The 16,631-nt window shown below is 64.0% G+C and carries 18 protein-coding genes and 1 tRNA gene; 14 read left to right on the top strand and 5 right to left on the bottom strand.

Translation table 11 applies throughout. From position 1 onward, the window contains the following. The first annotated feature begins 14 nt into the window (after positions 1 to 14). Positions 15 to 767, top strand: coding sequence for a hypothetical protein (locus tag SBI20_RS03640; protein ID WP_317973767.1), 753 nt, complete (start codon positions 15 to 17; stop codon positions 765 to 767). A 796-nt stretch (positions 768 to 1,563) separates the two neighbouring features. Further along, positions 1,564 to 2,817: a hypothetical protein gene (locus SBI20_RS03635; RefSeq protein ID WP_317973766.1), complete on the top strand. Its 1,254-nt coding sequence runs from the start codon at positions 1,564 to 1,566 to the stop codon at positions 2,815 to 2,817. A gap of 34 nt (positions 2,818 to 2,851) precedes the next feature. On the opposite strand, the gene SBI20_RS03630 is transcribed toward SBI20_RS03635, so the two are convergent. From SBI20_RS03630 to SBI20_RS03610, 5 genes are all read right to left on the bottom strand, one after another. Then, on the bottom strand, positions 2,852 to 3,415 hold the full coding sequence (locus SBI20_RS03630; RefSeq protein WP_317973765.1) for an RloB domain-containing protein: 564 nt from the start codon (positions 3,413 to 3,415) through the stop codon (positions 2,852 to 2,854). After that, positions 3,412 to 4,620, bottom strand: a complete 1,209-nt coding sequence (locus tag SBI20_RS03625) for an AAA family ATPase (protein WP_317973764.1) — start codon at positions 4,618 to 4,620, stop codon at positions 3,412 to 3,414. The genes SBI20_RS03630 and SBI20_RS03625 overlap by 4 nt, the downstream gene beginning before the upstream one ends. Positions 4,621 to 4,983: 363 nt before the next feature. Beyond that, positions 4,984 to 5,820 carry a DNA adenine methylase gene (locus SBI20_RS03620; RefSeq protein WP_317973763.1) on the bottom strand — a complete coding sequence of 279 codons (837 nt, stop codon included), beginning with the start codon at positions 5,818 to 5,820 and terminating at the stop codon, positions 4,984 to 4,986. Positions 5,821 to 6,015: 195 nt separating this feature from the next. Continuing rightward, positions 6,016 to 7,092, bottom strand: coding sequence for a phage portal protein (locus SBI20_RS03615; RefSeq protein WP_317973762.1), 1,077 nt, complete (start codon positions 7,090 to 7,092; stop codon positions 6,016 to 6,018). Next, complete coding sequence (locus tag SBI20_RS03610) at positions 7,085 to 8,929, bottom strand: terminase large subunit domain-containing protein (protein WP_317973761.1); 1,845 nt, start codon at positions 8,927 to 8,929, stop codon at positions 7,085 to 7,087. Before SBI20_RS03610 ends, SBI20_RS03615 begins: the two co-directional genes overlap by 8 nt. Positions 8,930 to 9,074: 145 nt before the next feature. Here SBI20_RS03610 and SBI20_RS03605 point away from each other — a divergent pair, with 145 nt between their 5' ends. The 12 genes from SBI20_RS03605 (at position 9,075) to SBI20_RS03550 (ending at position 16,337) form a co-directional block, all read left to right on the top strand. Next, positions 9,075 to 9,956, top strand: coding sequence for a GPO family capsid scaffolding protein (locus tag SBI20_RS03605; RefSeq protein WP_317973760.1), 882 nt, complete (start codon positions 9,075 to 9,077; stop codon positions 9,954 to 9,956). 45 nt (positions 9,957 to 10,001) lie between these two features. Further along, complete coding sequence (locus SBI20_RS03600; RefSeq protein WP_317973759.1) at positions 10,002 to 11,093, top strand: phage major capsid protein, P2 family; 1,092 nt, start codon at positions 10,002 to 10,004, stop codon at positions 11,091 to 11,093. Positions 11,094 to 11,211: 118 nt separating this feature from the next. Next, on the top strand, positions 11,212 to 11,946 hold the full coding sequence (gpM, locus tag SBI20_RS03595) for a phage terminase small subunit (RefSeq protein WP_317973758.1): 735 nt from the start codon (positions 11,212 to 11,214) through the stop codon (positions 11,944 to 11,946). A 118-nt stretch (positions 11,947 to 12,064) separates the two neighbouring features. After that, complete coding sequence (locus SBI20_RS03590) at positions 12,065 to 12,538, top strand: head completion/stabilization protein (RefSeq protein ID WP_317973757.1); 474 nt, start codon at positions 12,065 to 12,067, stop codon at positions 12,536 to 12,538. After that, a complete protein-coding gene (locus SBI20_RS03585; RefSeq protein WP_317973756.1) occupies positions 12,538 to 12,756 on the top strand; it encodes a tail protein X in 219 nt (72 codons plus the stop codon). The genes SBI20_RS03590 and SBI20_RS03585 overlap by 1 nt, the downstream gene beginning before the upstream one ends. A gap of 3 nt (positions 12,757 to 12,759) precedes the next feature. Continuing rightward, positions 12,760 to 13,143 (top strand): hypothetical protein, encoded by a 384-nt coding sequence (locus tag SBI20_RS03580; protein ID WP_317973755.1) that lies wholly within the window; start codon positions 12,760 to 12,762, stop codon positions 13,141 to 13,143. Then, positions 13,136 to 13,270 carry a hypothetical protein gene (locus SBI20_RS03575; protein ID WP_317973754.1) on the top strand — a complete coding sequence of 45 codons (135 nt, stop codon included), beginning with the start codon at positions 13,136 to 13,138 and terminating at the stop codon, positions 13,268 to 13,270. The genes SBI20_RS03580 and SBI20_RS03575 overlap by 8 nt, the downstream gene beginning before the upstream one ends. Continuing rightward, positions 13,267 to 13,752, top strand: a complete 486-nt coding sequence (locus SBI20_RS03570; RefSeq protein ID WP_317973753.1) for a phage tail protein — start codon at positions 13,267 to 13,269, stop codon at positions 13,750 to 13,752. Before SBI20_RS03575 ends, SBI20_RS03570 begins: the two co-directional genes overlap by 4 nt. Before the next feature lie 3 nt (positions 13,753 to 13,755). Further along, a complete protein-coding gene (locus SBI20_RS03565) occupies positions 13,756 to 14,220 on the top strand; it encodes a phage virion morphogenesis protein (protein ID WP_317973752.1) in 465 nt (154 codons plus the stop codon). A gap of 245 nt (positions 14,221 to 14,465) precedes the next feature. After that, positions 14,466 to 14,559, top strand: a tRNA-OTHER gene (locus SBI20_RS03560). Between the two features lie 14 nt (positions 14,560 to 14,573). Then, a complete protein-coding gene (locus SBI20_RS03555; protein WP_317973751.1) occupies positions 14,574 to 15,200 on the top strand; it encodes a hypothetical protein in 627 nt (208 codons plus the stop codon). 198 nt (positions 15,201 to 15,398) lie between these two features. Then, positions 15,399 to 16,337: an IS110 family RNA-guided transposase gene (locus SBI20_RS03550; RefSeq protein ID WP_317973750.1), complete on the top strand. Its 939-nt coding sequence runs from the start codon at positions 15,399 to 15,401 to the stop codon at positions 16,335 to 16,337. Positions 16,338 to 16,631 lie beyond the last annotated feature (294 nt).

Here is a 16,631-nt window from a genome sequence, read left to right as displayed (position 1 = left end):
AAGGGAGGCCGCGCATGACGACGGCCTCCATCGGCGATCTCGTCGGCTGGCGCATCAAAGCCCTGCAAGAGGGCACGCGCTTCGAGCGTACCCCGCGCCGGAACAGCTACGACGAACACGATCCGCGCGCCCAGATCTTCCGCCCGATCTGCGGCGGGCGCGTGGGCGATGCCTTGCGCTGGCGCGACAAGCTTTTGCAGGTCGCGCGCGAGTACAACACGCATCACAAGAAGAAGGGCGAGCGCGAGGGACCGCTGGGCAGCAACGGGCTTTGGGTGCTCGAGGTGCTGCTCGGCTTCGTCGACTTCGCCTCGGGCCGCTGCGATCCGGCGCTCGACACGATCTGCGCGAAGGCGCGCCTCGCGCGCGCCACCGTCGTGCGCGCGATCGAGGCGCTCAAGGAGCATGGCTTCCTCGACAAGGTGCGCCGCACACGCCGCACCGGGCGCAGCCCGGCCGAAGGCCCCCAGCGCGAGCAGATCAGCAACGCCTATGCCTTCGCGACCAGGCTGGTCGCCGCCGTGCAACAGCGGTTCGCCCAACTGGTCGGCGGTCGTCAGCGGGCCGAGGCCATCCAGGCCCGCAAGAAGGCGCAGGCCGCCGAGCGGCAAGCCCTCCTCGCCCGTCCGCTGGGCACGCTGGGCAGCGCCCTGCACCCCGGCGACAAGCAGATGGCCCGCGTCCTCGACGCGATCGGCGCCCGTCTCGACGAGGTCCCTTCCAGTTCCCCGAGTGCGAGTTCAGTGAGTAGGGAGTACCCCGCCTGAGAATTTAAAAGGGAAAAGGAATCGCTTCGCGATACGCTATCTGATGGACGCAGCAGGCCCAACCGGCATCCCGAAAGCAGCACCGACGCGCCAGACGGCACCGTCGAACGGACCGGCTTGCGCCGCTCCGGGGCTCGGCAGGGGCCGAGGCGCAAAAGCCGCGCCAGATCTGGATCGGCAGCGTTTTCGGACATGTTGCGAGGTGCGTGGAAACGCGTCGCTCCTCACATTACAATGTGAAGGGCCGAAAGGCCCCGGAATTACAGGGTTTCCGCCACTTTCCGGCTTGCGTTTGATCTCCGGACCTTGCGTAGAAACCACCCCAGAAGCGTGGGGGCGGGGCGTGGGGGCAAGCCCGGCGCGCGGGGTCTGAGAGAAAAGCCCAGGGGCGCACGGCGCACTACTCCTACACGGCGGCAACCGGTCCCGCACCAGCCTCTTGCAGGCCCGCAATGGCTATGATTGCGACGGTCCGGAACGTCTCCTTCCGGACGCCGATTGACCTGATCTGCCTTTCGTTCACAGAACCGACAATCGCTACCGGGATGCCGAGCCGGAGGACCAACCGGAAGGATGCCTTCGGTTCGTAGATCGGCCATAAGCTCTCTATTGTTGGCATTTTGGTCCACGCCCCCAAGTGGGGGACGACATCCGGTGCCCCAGTTTTGTCGCCGCCACAGACCAACGCCGCAGTCCCTTTCCTACAAGTTCGGATGGGAGTACGATTTCAAAGATCCGGTCGCCTGGCGACAAAGTCAGCAACTGAGCATGTGAGGCGATGCAACGACGGCGTATCATGGTCGAGCGTTTGAAGCGTGGTGACATCGTGCTGACTGCGCCAGCCGATCCGGAGAATGTCCGGATGCGTGAGCGCAGCGGCGAGGAGGTCTCGCACGCAATGATCTGTGTCGGCGCGGGATCGTTTATCGACTCAACCGCCGATAATGTTCATGCCTATAACATTCAACGCGAACTCTTTGGACCCGACGACCAGGTCTTCGTCCTGAGGCTGCGGTCCCCGATCGAAGCTGCTTCACTCGACCTCGTGACTGATTTTGTCCGATCGAAGATCGGCACACGTTATTCTGCCATCGAAGCAGGGCGTTCACTTCGCGGGAGTGGTGGTCCTAGAAACAACCGCGAATATTGCTCGCGTCTCATTGCTCGAGCCTTCGCTGCCGGCGGGATCTCTCTTGTTTCCGATCCTGATTATTGCACCCCCCAGGAACTGCTCGACAGCCCATTGTTGGAACCGCTTTCCGATATGCTGGAGCTGGTCTCACCAGAGGAGTTGGCTGCTCGCGCAGCAAGACCCAACCCGGTGGCCGGGATGCAGGACTGTACCGATGCCGTCCTGGAGGAGGCCCGCACGCTCGCTCCCCAGATTGAGACGCTCTCAGACGTTCTTGAACTTCTTGTCATCCAGCCGGAGCACGACGCCAGGATTGCCAAGGTTTTTCGCGATTCAGGCTATCTTGACATGTGGCGCTACGACCTCAAGGCGAACCCATGGCACTACAACCTCGATGTTCTCGAAGCCATAACCACGCCAGACAATGCAGCGTCAACACGCCAGATGCGGTGCAGGCTGCTCGAAGATACCTACAGCTGCGCCTGGCGCTTTGTCTCCGGGCTTCGGGACCATCGGCTACTCGCCGCGACATTCGATCTGGAAAGCTTTCACCAACTGGCAGATCTATATGCGACGCTCGTCGAGAATGATGAGACACGCCGCCACGTCACTATTGGCTGGCTCGACCGGCACTTCCAAAGCGATGTCGCCGATCATCTTGAACGCATCGAGCCGCACTCAGAGCGCTGGTTTCAGTTCGTCGAGGTCGTGGCACCGGAGTTTGCTCAAATAGCTCGTGCGAGGATTGACGAGGCCGGATCTGACGTCGTCTGCTCGGCGTGCGGTGCCAATGTGATCAAGGATTATCGCCAGGCCAAAGGCTCCAAGATAATGCCTGGTGTTCCGTCACTTCGCCTTTGCGAATCATGCGCCACCCGAATCCAAAGTGCTGGCCTTGCACTGGCACCGTGGAATTGAAGTCGCGGCTTCCCCATTGGACTGAGCAGATCGTTCAGACGAAGCCGATCGCGGCCAGGAGGATCGCAAGTTCAGGTTCGACTGCTGCAACCCTGCCAAGGGCATCCTCATCGATACGATCGGCCAGCCGAGCGGCCGGCAAACCTTTGCGATAGCCCTGCCATTCCCGTTCAAGGTCAGCCAGGGCCCTGGGTGTATTACCTGGCCTGCGTTGGCTGCAGCCTTTCAGATGCCGCAGCAACAACGCCTCATGGCAGCTACGTTGCCAGATGAGCTGAAAACGGCCTCTCGCCCGTACTGCCTCGATTCTGGCATCGCGCGCGGGTGCCTGTCCGAGCTTGTCGTCGTCAAGAAGGATAAAGCGTCCCGCAAAAGCCCCGCTTCTCCTTTCGCGCTCATCAGCCTTTCTATCTGCCAGTTCGACCAGCGCCAGCGGGTCTCCTCCGCCAGGCTGAAGCAGCACTGCGTCGAGATGGACCGCGCTCCTGCGTAGCCCAGCCAGACGAGCGAGCAGCGCGACATAACCCTGTTCGCTCTCGCCCTCGCAGCCGATGAAGTATCGACGCCGTTGCGGAACGGCTGCCCGCCGCCGGCTCATCCGATCTGGGGAAGGGCGCCGTAGACGCCGCCAAGATACTTGCGATAATAGTTGTCGTCGCGCCGCACCGCCTGCACATCCTGAAGTGCAAAGACCTCGGTCTGCCCGGTCGCGGATTTGGTGCAGAAGAGTACCTCTTCCTTGACCAGTTCCTCGAGCAAAGAGGCGTTGTGGCAGGTCATCCAGAGCTGGGCATCGCGCGGGTTGCGCGCGGGATCATGGAACCAGCGGATGATTTCGGGCAGAATGAGCGGATGGATTGCCGTGTCGAGTTCGTCCAACACCGCGACGCCGCCAGTTTCCAAAGCGCGAAGCAGGAAAGGGTAGAGGCGCAGGAAGGTTCTCGTTCCATGGCTCTCAAGAACCAGCGGCATAGGCCCGTCGTGTCCTTCGTGCACAAACAATGCGATCGGACCGCTCGGGCCCGTCTCGATCCGCATCGAACGGATGCCAAGGTCGATGCGTTCGATCTCTCGGTTAAGTGCCTCGATCAACGCCGGATTTTCGGCATAATGTCGAACGACGAGGTCTTCGACTCCATCCGATCTTTCGATCAAAATGTTTGACGACACCGAATTCGCGGCTTCCCAGAGCTGGGTCGACAAAGGATGTTTGAGCTGTGCGAGCGTTGCCAGCACGCTGACATTGGGGCGAAGAATCTTCTCCAAAGCCTGACGAAAACCACCGAGTTGGAACGGAGGGCCTGCCGTGACCTTACCGGTTTCGTCGCGTGAAAAAAGGCGGACCCTGCGCTTTGTTGTTTCTGGCCAATAATAGATCGCTTCGCTCAGCACCATGGGCTGCGCGTCTTCCATTCCTCCAATCTCGACTGAATAGGTGTACTTGCAGGGCGCCGAGGTTGGATCGCTGGGGTCGGAAAATCCGGCGATCGACAGCGACAGGCGGGTCGGTGAATTCAGGCCTTCCCGATTGTTGAATCGCTCGAACGGCAACCGGCCGTTGGGCGCCAATTGAAAGCTGTCACGAATAAACCAGGCAATGAAGGACAGGGCCCGCAGCACCGTCGACTTGCCCGCTGCGTTGGGGCCAAAAATCGCCACCACTTTGGGAGCACGCTCGGAGGCTCCTGCCCAGATCGGGGCAAAGCGCCCCGGCAGGTCCGGCGCATTGCCAGCAACCCGCAAGTCGATCACCTGCGGTTCCTTAATGGAGTAAAAATTTTCAATCGATAGTTCGAAAAGCATGGCAACCTCTATCCTCGATAGATAGGCCGCCTCATGGATATTTCAACGAAAAATTTGCAAAGTCGGCACGAGGTGTGGTAAAATCACTAATTTTGTTAGCCTAAGTGTCCGTCGCCGCATCATTGCCCCTATCCGGAGGGCTGCCCAGATCTGCATAGCTAACTCTTGCCGGACAACTTTGCCTTTATGCAGCCCGAACTGGTGGAGTTGCTCAAGGCCCGCATGGTGCGCCATCTGGCGCTTGCAAGATCTTGAATGGACGGCAGCTTCGGACGAGCTGGACTGAGGTGTTTTACGTCGGGTTTGAAGGCGGAACCTGCCCTCCCCCGCCCAGCTAGTTTGGCCAGGCGGGGGCGGTAGTTTTCAGGCGCTGATGATCACTTCACCGGCGATTTTGCTCTGGGCCATGCCGCCGACGGTGTAGCGGACGGGGACCGGGGTGATGGTGAAGCCTTCGAAGATGCGGCGTACTTCGGGGTGGTCGTTGAGGGAGAGGATGAAGCTGCCTTTGAGGGTGCGCAACTGGGCGGCCATGGCGGTGAACTGGCTGCGATCGAACAGGGTGGCGCCGTAGTCTTTCTCGCAGCCGTAGTAGGGCGGGTCGAGGTAGAACAGGGTGCCGGGGCGGTCGTAGCGGGTGATGAAGTCGCTCCAGGGAAGGTGCTCGATCACCACGCCGGTCAGGCGTTCGTGGGCGGCTTCGAGCAGGGGGCCGATCTTGGCGACGTCGAAGCGGGCGCCCATGGTGGTGTCCACCCCGAAGTTGCGGCTGGCCACCTTGCCACCGAAGGCCAGGCGCTGGAGGTAGAGGAAGCGGGCGGCGCGTTCGAGGTCGGTCAGGGTTGACGGGTCTTGCCGACGCAGGCGGTCGAAGCCCGCGCGGCTGGTGATCTGCCAGCGCAGCATGTCCATGAACGGCACGTAGTGGCGCTGGAGGATGCGGAAGAACGTGGCCACGTCATCGCTCCAGTCGTTGATCACCTCGCATTTCGGGCGCTGGTCGCGGCGGAAGAAGATCCCGCCCATGCCCACGAACGGCTCGGCATAGAGCGTGTGGGGCACCGCGTTGATGCGCTCGACCAGGCGCTTGGCCAGCATCCGCTTGCCCCCGATGTAGGGCGCGGGCGGGCGGATCGGGGCAATCGCGCTCATGGGATCGTCAGGGAGAGCTTCGGGGGCGGACGGCAGAGTCGACAGCATCGCATTCGTTCCTTATATGTTCCATCGCCGATTCGGCAGGCGGGATGGTCCGGGCAGGGCCCGTTCGGGACGTGACGATGCAACGGTCGTCGGAGAGGGCGTTGGCGCGCCCCTTCCCCCGCCTCTGATCGGCGCTTCGGGCGACACTTCTGGACGGGCGGGGTCTTGGGTTGATAGGCCAGCCTTTTGGCCGCGTCAGGCAGCGCCCGGCGTGGCAGGGCTCGCGACATCAGGGATCTGGAAGGTGACCGCCGCCGCGCCCAGCCAGTCGTTCACTTCGGCCATGCGCTGCTGGATCGGGACGATTTCCAGCTGGTAGAACGTGCGCGCGGCATCGACCACGTTGCCGAAGCCGCCGGTGTTCTTGGGCACGATGCCCAGCAACTGGGGCGGCACGCGGTGGGCGGCCAGCATGTCCTGGGCGGTCATGTCCTTGATCTCGGTGAAGGCGTCCTTGGCGCCTACTTCGCCGATCGGGATGATCTTCACGCCATCGGGCTTGCCGCGCGGGATGTGGATGAAGAAGTTGCGGAAGTTGCCCGGTCCCTTGCTCCGGCGCATCGCCTCGCGCAGGGCCTCGCTGTCCCGTTCGGTGAAGTTTTCGTCGCTGACGTGGAGGATATAGCCCGCGTGGCTGCCGTTGATGTAGTATTTGCGGCGGAACAGGGTGGCGCTCTCGTTGAGCAGGCCCGATTGCAGCGCCGAGAGATATTCGGGCATCCCGTAGATTTCCTGCATCGGGTCGGGCTCGACCAGATGGTGGATCGAGCCGGTGCGGAACTCGACCGCGTCGTGCAGGTACATGCCGGGCACGAAGAAGAACTGCCCCGGCTTGAGGCCGACGCGGGTGAAGGCCGCCGGGGCCGGGCGCAGCGCGGCGGCGCGGCCCGCCAGATTGGGCACGACCTCGAGATAGGCATTGCCGAAGATCAGCCAGTCGAGCGCCCAGCGCGCGAAGTCGGCCTTCGACAGCCAGCGGCTGGGCACGAAGCTGGAGACCAGCAGGTTGCGCTTGAGCAGGATGGCGCTCTGGTGATGGGCGGCCATGCGATAGCAGCGGCCCAGCCCGGCGTGGGGGATCGGCGGCTCGTACCAGCGGCCATTGTGGGCGACCTCGAACAGGTCGAACAGCTCGCGCCGGTCGAGCACGCTTTCCGCGTCGCCGAAGGCAAAGGCAATCGTGGATGCAGGCGGGCTGGCAGGCGGGCTTGCGGACTGGTCTGCGGACAGAACAGGCGCGACCTCCACCGGAAGGGCCGGGGTATCAGGCATCGAAAATCTCCATGGTGGACGTGCCGCCGATGCCCTCGCTGGCGTCGAGCGGTTCGAAGAACAGGGCGTGCATCACTGCCCAGGCCAGATCGGCATGGCCCACGCCCCCGGCGCGACCCGCGACATAGGTGATGCCGTGCTTGGTGATCTCGGGGCGGATCGCCATGAAGGCGCTCATCATGTCCATCCAGCCCGCGTCGAACTCCAGACGCCCGGCGCTGATCACGTTCTTGGCCTTGAGCACCATCTGGCTCTTGGACAGCGGCGAATAGGTGATCGCGGTGACCAGCGGGAACCACTTGCGCACGAGCTGCTCGACCGCCCTGCCCGCGCCGGTCACGTCGATGGCGATGCGGGTGACGCGATAGCGCCCGGCCATCTCGCGGATCGCGGCGGCCTGCTGGTCGAACTGGAGGCCCTTGAGCCGCTTCTTTTCCAGCACGCGGAAGCGCGCGCCCGGCGCCAGCGGCGCGGCGATGGCCACCAGCGCGGCATCGTCGCCCGTGCCCGCCTCGCTGGCGTTGGGATCATAGCCCAGCCAGACCTCGCCCGCGTAGGGCTGCGCGGCATAGGGCTGGACATCGCGCCAGACGTCCCAGCTGTCGACCATGCAGCGGCGCATGATCTCGAAGGGGAACATGCTCTGGCTGTCGTCGAGGAACAGGCAGCGGAACAGGTTGTCGAACTCGTCGACCGAATTTTCGCGTTGCAGTTCGGCAAGATCGACGAGGTCGAAGCCCTTGGCGATGGCATCGAACACGGTGACGATCTGCCGCCAGATGCCGTCGGCCCCCAGCGCGCCATCCTTGAGCACGTCATGGTCGATCGGGATGCGCACCTTGTCGGCCCGCGCGCGGCGCCGGTTGAAGCGGTCGCCGCTCCACATCGGATAGGCCTCGTGGGCGAGCGTGCTGGGGGTGGAGAACAGCGTGCGCGTGTAGATCTTGTGGGTCGCCATCGCGGAGGCGACCTTGAACAGCTCCTCGAACCCGTAGATCCAGAAGCATTCGTCGATCACCACGTCGCCGTGATAGCCCTGCGCAGTGCGGTAGTTGGTGCCCAGAAAGTAGAGTTCGACCGGGTCGAGCGGGGCGCCGTCCTCCCCTTCCCCGCGCTGGATCGCGATGGGGTCGCCCTTGAGGCTCACCCCGCACACCTTCTGCACCCACTGGACGATATAGGCGCGGAAGATGTTGGCCTGGGCGCGCGAGGCCGAGAGGAAGATCTGGTTCTTGCCGGTTTCGAGCGCGACGAGCAGCCGCTCGCGCGCAAAATACCACGTCGCTCCGATCTGGCGCGACTTGACGATCATCCGCGTGCGCAGATGCGTGGTCGAGAGCCAGGTCTCCTGATGGCCGAACAGGCCCGCCTGCATGTCGGCGCGCAGGGCCGCGACCATCTCGGGGGTGATCAGGTTTTTGGCCTGTTCCTTCTTCGCATTGGTGGTGCGCGCGCCCTTGCTGCGCGCCGGGTTGAGATCGGCCTCGTTGCCTTCTTCGCCAGAGAACTTGCCGATCCGCGCAAAGGTCACGAACTGGCGCCCCAGCAGGTCGATCTCCTTGAAGTCACTGCCGGTCTTCTGCTCCTTGGCGAGCAGGGTCTGATAGCGGACCCACAGGCATTCCTCGGCGCGGGCGCGCGGGCTGGCGGTGTCCCAGCGCTGGCGCTGCTTCCAGCTCGACAGGGTCGAGACCGGCAGGGCCAGTTCCTCGGCGATCTGCGCGAGCGACCAGCCCCGCCAGTAGAGCGAGCGGGCCTCGATCCGCTGGGCGACCTGCGCGGCGACGGAAGACGGAGCTGGGGGAGACGGGGTTTCAGAAGCGGGGGAAGCGTCCATGAGGGCCACGCTATGGCCCCTCGCGCCCCAAGTCGGCGGGGCGGCGTTGTGAGCGGGCCGGGCACAACGCGCGCGCGTTGAGATGTTGCGCGATCCGGGGCCTGTTGAGCCCGTCCCGCCGCAACGTCCTGGCACGGAGCCATCAATGCCCAAGTCCCGTTTCTTTCGCGTCGCGCTCGAAGGCGCCACCACCGATGGCCGCGCCATCGAGCGCCAGTGGCTGATCGACGCCGCCGAGACCTACAATCCCGCTACCTATGCCGCGCGGGTGAACCTCGAACATATCCGGGGGGTGACCGCCGAGCCGCCGTTTCAGGCGCTGGGCGACGTGCTGTCGCTGCGCACCCAGACCGTGTCGATCGAGGTGGGCGGCAAGACCGAGCAGCGTCTGGCCCTGTTCGCCGAGATCGAGGCGCTCGATCCGCTCGTGGCTATGAACAAGGCGGGCCAGAAGCTCTATACCTCGATCGAGATCAGCCCCAATTTCGCGGGCACCAACAAGGCCTATCTGGTGGGCCTTGCCGTCACCGACAGCCCGGCGAGCCTGGGCACGGAAATGCTCGCCTTTGCCGCCGCGCAGGGCGAGCGCTCGCCGCTGCGCGGGCGCAAGATCGACCCGGCCAACCTGTTCTCGGTGGCCGAGGAGTTCCAGCTCGAACTGGCCGACGAGGCGAACCCCGATCCGGCCATCGGCCTGCTGGGCCGGATCGCGGCCTTCTTCGACGGGCTGGCCACCCAGCGCCCCGCCGATCCGGCCCCGCAAGCACCGCCCGCGCAGGGATCGTCGGCCCAATCCGCCTCCGGTCATCCCGGCCCCGACGCGGCGGCCTTTGCCGCGATGGGCAAGGCCATGACCGAAATCGCGGGCAGCGTTCAGGCCTTCGCCCAGGCCAGCGCCGAACGCAGCGCCCAGATCGAAGGACAGGTCGCCGCGATCCAGACCGCGCTCGAACAGACGCCCGCCATGGCCTTTGCCCAGCGCCAGCCCGCCACCGGCGGCGATGGCCGCATCCGCACCGACTGCTGACACGGGGAGACTTCCCCCCATCCCCTCTTCCAAGGAACCCGATCCATGCGCAACGCCACCCGCGTTCTCTTCAATTCCTATGTCAGCCAGATCGCCCTGATCAACGGCGTGCCCGATGCCTCGGTCCAGTTCACCGTCGCCCCGGCGGTCCAGCAGACGCTGGTCGAACGCATCCAGCAATCGAGCGAGTTCCTCTCCTCGATCTCGATGATCCTCGTGCCCGATCAGGAAGGGCAGAAGGTCGGCATCGGCGTCACCCGCCCGATCTCCGGGCGGACCAACACCGCCAACAACACCCGGCGCCAGCCCACCGATCCGACCGACACCAGCGAGATGGACACCTATCGCTGCGAGAAGACCGACTTCGACTGGGCGATCCCCTATGCCAAGCTCGACGCCTGGCGCCACAAGCCCGAGTTCGAAACGATCCTGCGCGACGCGATCCTCAAGCAGCAGGGCCGCGACACCATCATGATCGGGTGGAACGGCACCAGCGTCGCCCCGCAGACCGACCGCGCGGCCAACCCGCTGCTCCAGGACGTCAACAAGGGCTGGCTCCACAAGATCCGCACCGTCGCCCCGGCGCGGTGGATGGAGGACGGCGACCTCACGCCCGACGGCACCAAGGCGATCTACATCGCCTCGGGGGTCGAGCTGTTCAACAAGGACGCCAACACCGGCGCGGGCAATGCCGACACCGCCAAGGCCGACTATGTGAACCTCGACGCGCTGGTGATCGACGCGATCGAGTTGCTCGACGAATGGCAGCGCGACAGCACCGATCTGGTCGTGATCGCCGGGCGCGATCTCGTCCACGACAAGTACTTCCCGATGATCAACGCGGCGGGCGACAGCGCCATGCAGCAGGAAGCGCGCGACCGCATCCTGCGTTCGGAAAAGCAGATCGGTGGCCTTCCCGCCGTGCGCGTGCCGTTTTTCCCGGCCAATGCCCTGCTGATCACCAGCCTCGAAAATCTGGCCATCTACGAGCAGGAAGAAACCCGCCGCCGCCAGCTCAAGGACGAGGGCGAATACAGCCGCGTGGCCAACTACGAGAGCGCGAACCTGTCCTACGTGGTCGAGGACTACGGCAAGACCGCCCTCGTCGAGAACATCCGCCTCGCCGCCAAGCCCTAAGGCCTCCCTGCCCAAAAGGGGGCGGTGATGCGCCCCCTTCCCCTGCCCGGCCCGGTATGTTCCCCACAGTCGCGGGGCCGCGCCGGGCAGGGTTTTCCCATGCCGGAGTTCTGCTGCCATGTCGCTTGCCCGCCGCCACCGCGAACGCCACCGCGCCGCCCAGGCAGGCGATGGCGCCCTGCGCCCGCGCGATCCCGCCCAGCCTGCCCCGATGCCGACCACCGGCGCGGTCGCCAGCGAATATGCGCTGCTGCTCGCCGCCCTGGGCCAGGATCTGGCCACGCTGCGCACGATCCAGTCGGTCGAGCGCAAGATTGTGGCCAAGGCCGGGATGATCGGACGCTATCGCGCGTGGCTGGCCGGGGCGCTTGCCGCCAACCCGCCGGTGCAGGATGACATCGTGGGCACGATGCTGGTCTGGGCGATCGACATTGCCGACTGGCCGCTCGCCCTCGAACTGGGCGACCATGTGCTGGCCGCCCGGCTTGCCCTGCCCGAACGCTACAAACGCGGCGCGGCGGTCCTGCTGGCCGAGGAAGTGGCCGAGAGCGCGCTGCGCGTGGGACCGGGCGTTCCGCGCGCGGTCCTCGAGGAAACGCTGGCCCTCACCGCCGACCACGACATGCCCGATCAGGTCCGCGCCAAGCTTCACAAGGCCATCGGCCTTGCCTTCCAGGCCGAAGCCGAAGCCTTCGATCCCGAGGCCGAAAGCCAGCGGGCCGGGGGCAAGCGCGCGCTCGTCGATGCCGCGCTCACCCATCTGACCCGCGCGCTCGAACTCGACGGCAGCGCGGGCGTGAAAAAGGCGGTCGAACGCCTGACCGCCGACCTCAAGAAGCTTTCCTCCCCCTGACACCCGGCTGCGCCACCCGCGCCGGGGGGCGGGAACGGTCGGGGAAGCATCCGCTCCCCTCGCCCGCGCCCTCACCCCCCACCCCTTTTTTGGCCACCCCTTTTGAAAGGCCTCCTGCATGAGCTTCGTAACCGTCCCCGCAGATCCCGTCTCGCCGCCCGGCGCGGTGGTGTCGGGCGATGGCTGGTGGCCCGACATCGACTGCAACGCCATGCGCGACGCACTGCGCCTGGGCCAGATCGTCACCCATGCCCGCCTCGTCGCCGCGCTGGAAAGCGGTCTCCTGACTGTCGAGGGCGAACTCGCCTTGTGGCGCGCCATGCGCGAGGCCGAAGGCTGCACCAGTCTGGCCGGGGTGGAACCGACCCGCACGATCAACGGCCAGTCGCGCGCCGTGGTCCTCTACACCCGCGCGGTGCGCTGCGCGGCGGCGGCCGAACTCTCCGAAACCCACCGCGACGTGACCGCCACCGGCCATGGCGATGCCCGCGCCGAAGACGACAAGCTCACCGCCAGCGACTACCGCCGGATGACCACCGAGGCCGTGCGCGACCTGATCGCCACCAACCGCAACGCCGTGGATCTGATCTGATGGCGGTCACCGCCACCGCGCAGCAGGACGACATGCTCGACGCAATCTGCTGGCGCACACTGGGCACCACCGCCGGGGGCGTGGTCGAGCAGGCGCTCGATCTCAATCCGGGCCTGAGCGAAACCGCGCTGATCGCGGCGGGCACTCGGGTGCTCCTGCCCGATCCGCCGACCGGCGATCCGGTCTCCACTCTCGACACCACCAACCTCTGGGACTGATCCATGGGCAGCGACTTTACCGACTGGCGCGACTTCTTCTTCTGGTGGGTGGCCAGCCTGTTTGCGGCGGCCACTGTGGTCGCGGCCAAGCTGGGCCTGCGGCTCTATGGGCTGGCGGGCGATCCCCCGCTCGATCCCGCGCTGGCCGCGCACTGGCACCGCCGCCGCCGCTATGTGGCGATCGGCGAGGTCTCCGCGCTGCCCGCTTTTGCGACCGTCTCGGTCGTGCTGGTGAGCTTCTATCACCTCAACCCGGTGGCCGCCGTGCTGATCGCCATGGCCCAGGGCATGGTCGGCTTTGCGCTGCTGCTCGATGGCGCGGCCTGGCTGTTCCGCAAGCGCATCGGCCTTCCCGCGCCCGCCGCGTCGGACACCGGCCATGGATAACCTGCTGATCGGCGCGATCACGCTGGCCAGCCTCGCAGGCGCGGCCACGGCCTGGGCGCTGGCCCTGCCCCATCACCTCGCCCTGCGCCGCCCCCACGCGCCCGACACCAGAGACCCGGCCCGATGAAGAAACCGGCTTCCCTGCGCGCGGCCCTCGCCCGGCTGATGCCGGACCTCGCCCGCGACACCGACCGTCTGGCCATGTGGGTGGAAAAGGGCAAGGTCGTCGCGCGCCTCGGCCCCCAGCGCGGCTTTGCCTGGGAATACGACCAGATCGTGCTGGTCAGCCGCTATGCGGGCGATCCGGCGGCGCTGTTCTTCGTGATCTGCGACTGGCTGCGCAGCCAGCAGCCGGACCTTCTGGCCAGCGGCGCCGATGGCTTCCCCTTCGAGGTCGACATGCTCTCCGAAGCGGAATGCGACATCCAGATCACCCTCCCGCTGCGCGAAGCCATCACCGCCACGCCCGGCCAGGACGGCAAATGGCACCTCGACATGGTGCCCGAGCCGGTCCCGATGATGCCCGAGAGCCAATGGCTCGGCCCGCGCCTCACCTCGATCTGGGCCGACGGCATCCAGATCGCGCCCCTGCCCCCGTCCGAGTCCTGACCCATGGCCGACGCCGGTCTCGACCATCTCGCCCCCTGGCTCGAAGGCTATCTGCAACGCCTCGCCCCCAGCGAACGGCGCAAACTCACCCGCCGCCTCGCCAAGGCCCTGCGCGACGCCAACGCCCGCCGCATCCGCGACAACGTCGAACCCGACGGCACCCCGATGCAGCCCCGCAAGAGCAAGCGCGACCGGCGCGGTCGCCTGCGCAAACGCAAGGGCCGCATGTTCCCCAAGGCCGCCCTGTCCCGCAACTTGCGCGGGCAGGCCCGCACCGACGAACTGGTGATCCGCTTCCGCCCACTGATCGAGCCGACCGCCAAAGTTCACCAGTTCGGCCTCGAAGCACCCGTCGATCCCCGCATCCCCAACTCGATCAAAGTGCGATATCCCGCGAGGCGTTTGCTCGGCCTTGCTCCCGACGACATCGCGATGATCGAGGCCGACACCTTGGGCTTGTTGGAATAGGCCGCCGCACAAAATGGCCCGTCTCGACCAGATCACGTCGTTCGGAGGCAGCGCCGGGAATGTCAGTCTACGCTAATACCCGTCATTCCATACGCCGGGCTCCGTTGATTGTTGCCGCCCTCATTGCAGCCGTTCAAAGTACAGCCCTGCTCCTCAAAATCTTCCGTTCGCTCATGCGCCAGACGCCGCTTGGGCGGATATTGGCTGGCTTGACACTTTGGTATCGGTTAGAGAATGATGGGCTTGCGCTTGTAGCTCAAGTGGTAGAGCAACCGCCTTTATGAAGTTCCAACTTTCTCAGAGCGGATGATGTGCGTTCAAAACGCACCAAGCGCGCCATATCTGGAATTAGAATGAAGCTTTACCTTGAGAGAAGCATGCCTAGAAAAGCTTTCAAAAGCTTACTTGGAAACGCCAATCATTTGATAATCACCGCCCTGGTCGGACTTGACGGAATTGAACGCGGGGTTGTGAACGAAGTCCCTTATGAGCTTCGAACGGTATGGTCCCCAAAGGATGCTATCATCTCCGCAAAGCGCAGCAGACGATTAATTCTAGATATGACCTTAATTAGGGCGATAGATGCTATAGACGTCTACCTCCGCGATGCCGTACGCAAACCTACACTTATTCAATCGTCGGATTTTCGAAGCTCATTAGACTCCGCTGGACTCAGTATATTCGCGAAGCTGCAAGCGGTCGAACGGCACTGCCCAAATCTCGACAGTATTCCTTTGGCGATAGTGTTCTTAATGATAGCGTGGAGAAATCGGGGCGCTCATACCGAAGCTGATCGCGATGCACCCAAAATCCACCTTGATGTCCTGCGGGGCAATGCGGAGCAACTTGCCATCAGGTTCAGCGGGCTTGACGCAAAGATGCTCCTTGGCGGGTACGATGCGGTGCGGCCTGCGACCTTCAAGGAAGTCGCATCGCTGATTAATGCGGCGCACCACCTAGTAGCGGAGCTTGTCTTATGAGAATTCCCGGCTCCTGAGGCAAAAGGGAGCCACAACCCGGCACCGCAGCTGCGGTGCCGGGTTGTGGCGGAGGCGGCGCCGTGCGGAGCTTGGTCTTGCAGGACCGCGGTCGAGTTTGGCGAGCCTCCGTCTTTTCTTACGACCTGAACGGATACGTGGGCTCCGGGCCCGAACGACAAGCAAAGGTAGAAAGAAGAGATGGCCAAGGATACCATCGGGATCGACGTGTCGAAAGACCGCCTGGATGCGTTTTGGCATTCCCAAGACGCAGCACTCAGCCTGCCCAACACGGTTGAGGGTTTCGCCCAGCTATGCACATGGCTGGGTAAGAATAAGGGGGTGTTGGTCGTTTTCGAGGCGACCGGCGCATATCATCGTGGGCTTGAACGATACCTCAGCTTGGCGGGGCAGCCTTTCATCAAGGTCAATCCGAAGCAAGCGCGGCGCTTTGCTCAGGCTATCGGCCGTCTGGCCAAGACCGACAGCGTTGATGCCAGGATGTTGGCACGAATGGGCGTGGTCCTTGATCTGGCCCCACAAGGCATTGAAGGCGAAGATATTCATGATCTCAGAGAGTTGCTGACAGCTAGGCGGGCCATGGTCAAAGATCAGATCACCGCAAAGACGCGTCTCGCCACAGCGAGCAACCCGCTTGTGAAGGACCAACTTTGCCGCCGGATCGATGACATCGACACGGACATCAAAGCCCTGGATCAAGTGATTGCGCAGATCGCTCAGCAGCGTGGCACCCTTGATGAGCGCATCAGACGCCTCATGACCATTCCCGGGATCGGCAGATTGACCGCGACCACGTTGGTGATCGACATGCCAGAGCTTGGACATCTCGACAGCAAAAAGATCGCCGCTCTGGCTGGGCTTGCGCCTATGACGCAACAGTCAGGCAAGTGGCAAGGCAAAGAGCGGATTATTGGTGGTAGGGCATCACTTCGACGGGCAATTTACATGCCTGCGTTGGTTGCCATTCGCTTCAATCATGATTTCCGTGACAAATATCAGCAGTTCGTAAATGCAGGGAAAGCAAAGAAGGTGGCTATCACCGCCGTCATGCGGCGCATCATCGTTCTGGCAAACACGTTGTTGCGTGAAGGACGCGATTGGCAACCTGTTCGCCCTTGACCAAGACGGATACTCGATGCTCAGCTGTTAGCGTCGCTCGACCTCGAGCAATATCTGAAAGATACGATCTGGTTTTCGCTCGGCGAAACGCAAAAAACCAACGAATTGATAGAGCAGACTCGGAAGCGTCGCGCGGTCAGCATATGGGGAAAAGATCCGACCGATAGGCTTAATGCAATCCTGGGACTCTTGCGGCAGCGGGGACTTTCATCCGCACCACCTCAGAAACCAGTTGGCACATTTATCAATGCAGACCTCATCTCCAAGATTGCAAAGCAGACTCCAAAGTCCATT

Origin of the sequence: Novosphingobium sp. IK01, from assembly GCF_033242265.1 — a bacterium.
In the GTDB taxonomy this organism is placed as follows: domain Bacteria; phylum Pseudomonadota; class Alphaproteobacteria; order Sphingomonadales; family Sphingomonadaceae; genus Novosphingobium; species Novosphingobium pituita.
The sequence above is the reverse complement of the archived record's forward strand: the minus strand, read 5'-3'. Positions and strand labels throughout refer to the sequence as shown.

Excerpts from the sequence above, each read along its gene's own strand:
- gpM (WP_317973758.1), top strand. The coding sequence starts at position 11,212 with ATGTCGCTTGCCCGCCGCCACCGCGAACGCCACCGCGCCGCCCAGGCA.
- SBI20_RS03590 (WP_317973757.1), top strand. The coding sequence starts at position 12,065 with ATGAGCTTCGTAACCGTCCCCGCAGATCCCGTCTCGCCGCCCGGCGCG.
- SBI20_RS03640 (WP_317973767.1), top strand. The coding sequence starts at position 15 with ATGACGACGGCCTCCATCGGCGATCTCGTCGGCTGGCGCATCAAAGCC.
- SBI20_RS03635 (WP_317973766.1), top strand. The coding sequence starts at position 1,564 with ATGGTCGAGCGTTTGAAGCGTGGTGACATCGTGCTGACTGCGCCAGCC.
- SBI20_RS03630 (WP_317973765.1), bottom strand. The coding sequence starts at position 3,415 with ATGAGCCGGCGGCGGGCAGCCGTTCCGCAACGGCGTCGATACTTCATC.
- SBI20_RS03625 (WP_317973764.1), bottom strand. The coding sequence starts at position 4,620 with ATGCTTTTCGAACTATCGATTGAAAATTTTTACTCCATTAAGGAACCG.
- SBI20_RS03605 (WP_317973760.1), top strand. The coding sequence starts at position 9,075 with ATGCCCAAGTCCCGTTTCTTTCGCGTCGCGCTCGAAGGCGCCACCACC.
- SBI20_RS03620 (WP_317973763.1), bottom strand. The coding sequence starts at position 5,820 with ATGCTGTCGACTCTGCCGTCCGCCCCCGAAGCTCTCCCTGACGATCCC.
- SBI20_RS03610 (WP_317973761.1), bottom strand. The coding sequence starts at position 8,929 with ATGGACGCTTCCCCCGCTTCTGAAACCCCGTCTCCCCCAGCTCCGTCT.
- SBI20_RS03585 (WP_317973756.1), top strand. The coding sequence starts at position 12,538 with ATGGCGGTCACCGCCACCGCGCAGCAGGACGACATGCTCGACGCAATC.
- SBI20_RS03570 (WP_317973753.1), top strand. The coding sequence starts at position 13,267 with ATGAAGAAACCGGCTTCCCTGCGCGCGGCCCTCGCCCGGCTGATGCCG.
- SBI20_RS03615 (WP_317973762.1), bottom strand. The coding sequence starts at position 7,092 with ATGCCTGATACCCCGGCCCTTCCGGTGGAGGTCGCGCCTGTTCTGTCC.
- SBI20_RS03600 (WP_317973759.1), top strand. The coding sequence starts at position 10,002 with ATGCGCAACGCCACCCGCGTTCTCTTCAATTCCTATGTCAGCCAGATC.
- SBI20_RS03555 (WP_317973751.1), top strand. The coding sequence starts at position 14,574 with ATGAAGCTTTACCTTGAGAGAAGCATGCCTAGAAAAGCTTTCAAAAGC.
- SBI20_RS03565 (WP_317973752.1), top strand. The coding sequence starts at position 13,756 with ATGGCCGACGCCGGTCTCGACCATCTCGCCCCCTGGCTCGAAGGCTAT.
- SBI20_RS03550 (WP_317973750.1), top strand. The coding sequence starts at position 15,399 with ATGGCCAAGGATACCATCGGGATCGACGTGTCGAAAGACCGCCTGGAT.
- SBI20_RS03580 (WP_317973755.1), top strand. The coding sequence starts at position 12,760 with ATGGGCAGCGACTTTACCGACTGGCGCGACTTCTTCTTCTGGTGGGTG.
- SBI20_RS03575 (WP_317973754.1), top strand. The coding sequence starts at position 13,136 with ATGGATAACCTGCTGATCGGCGCGATCACGCTGGCCAGCCTCGCAGGC.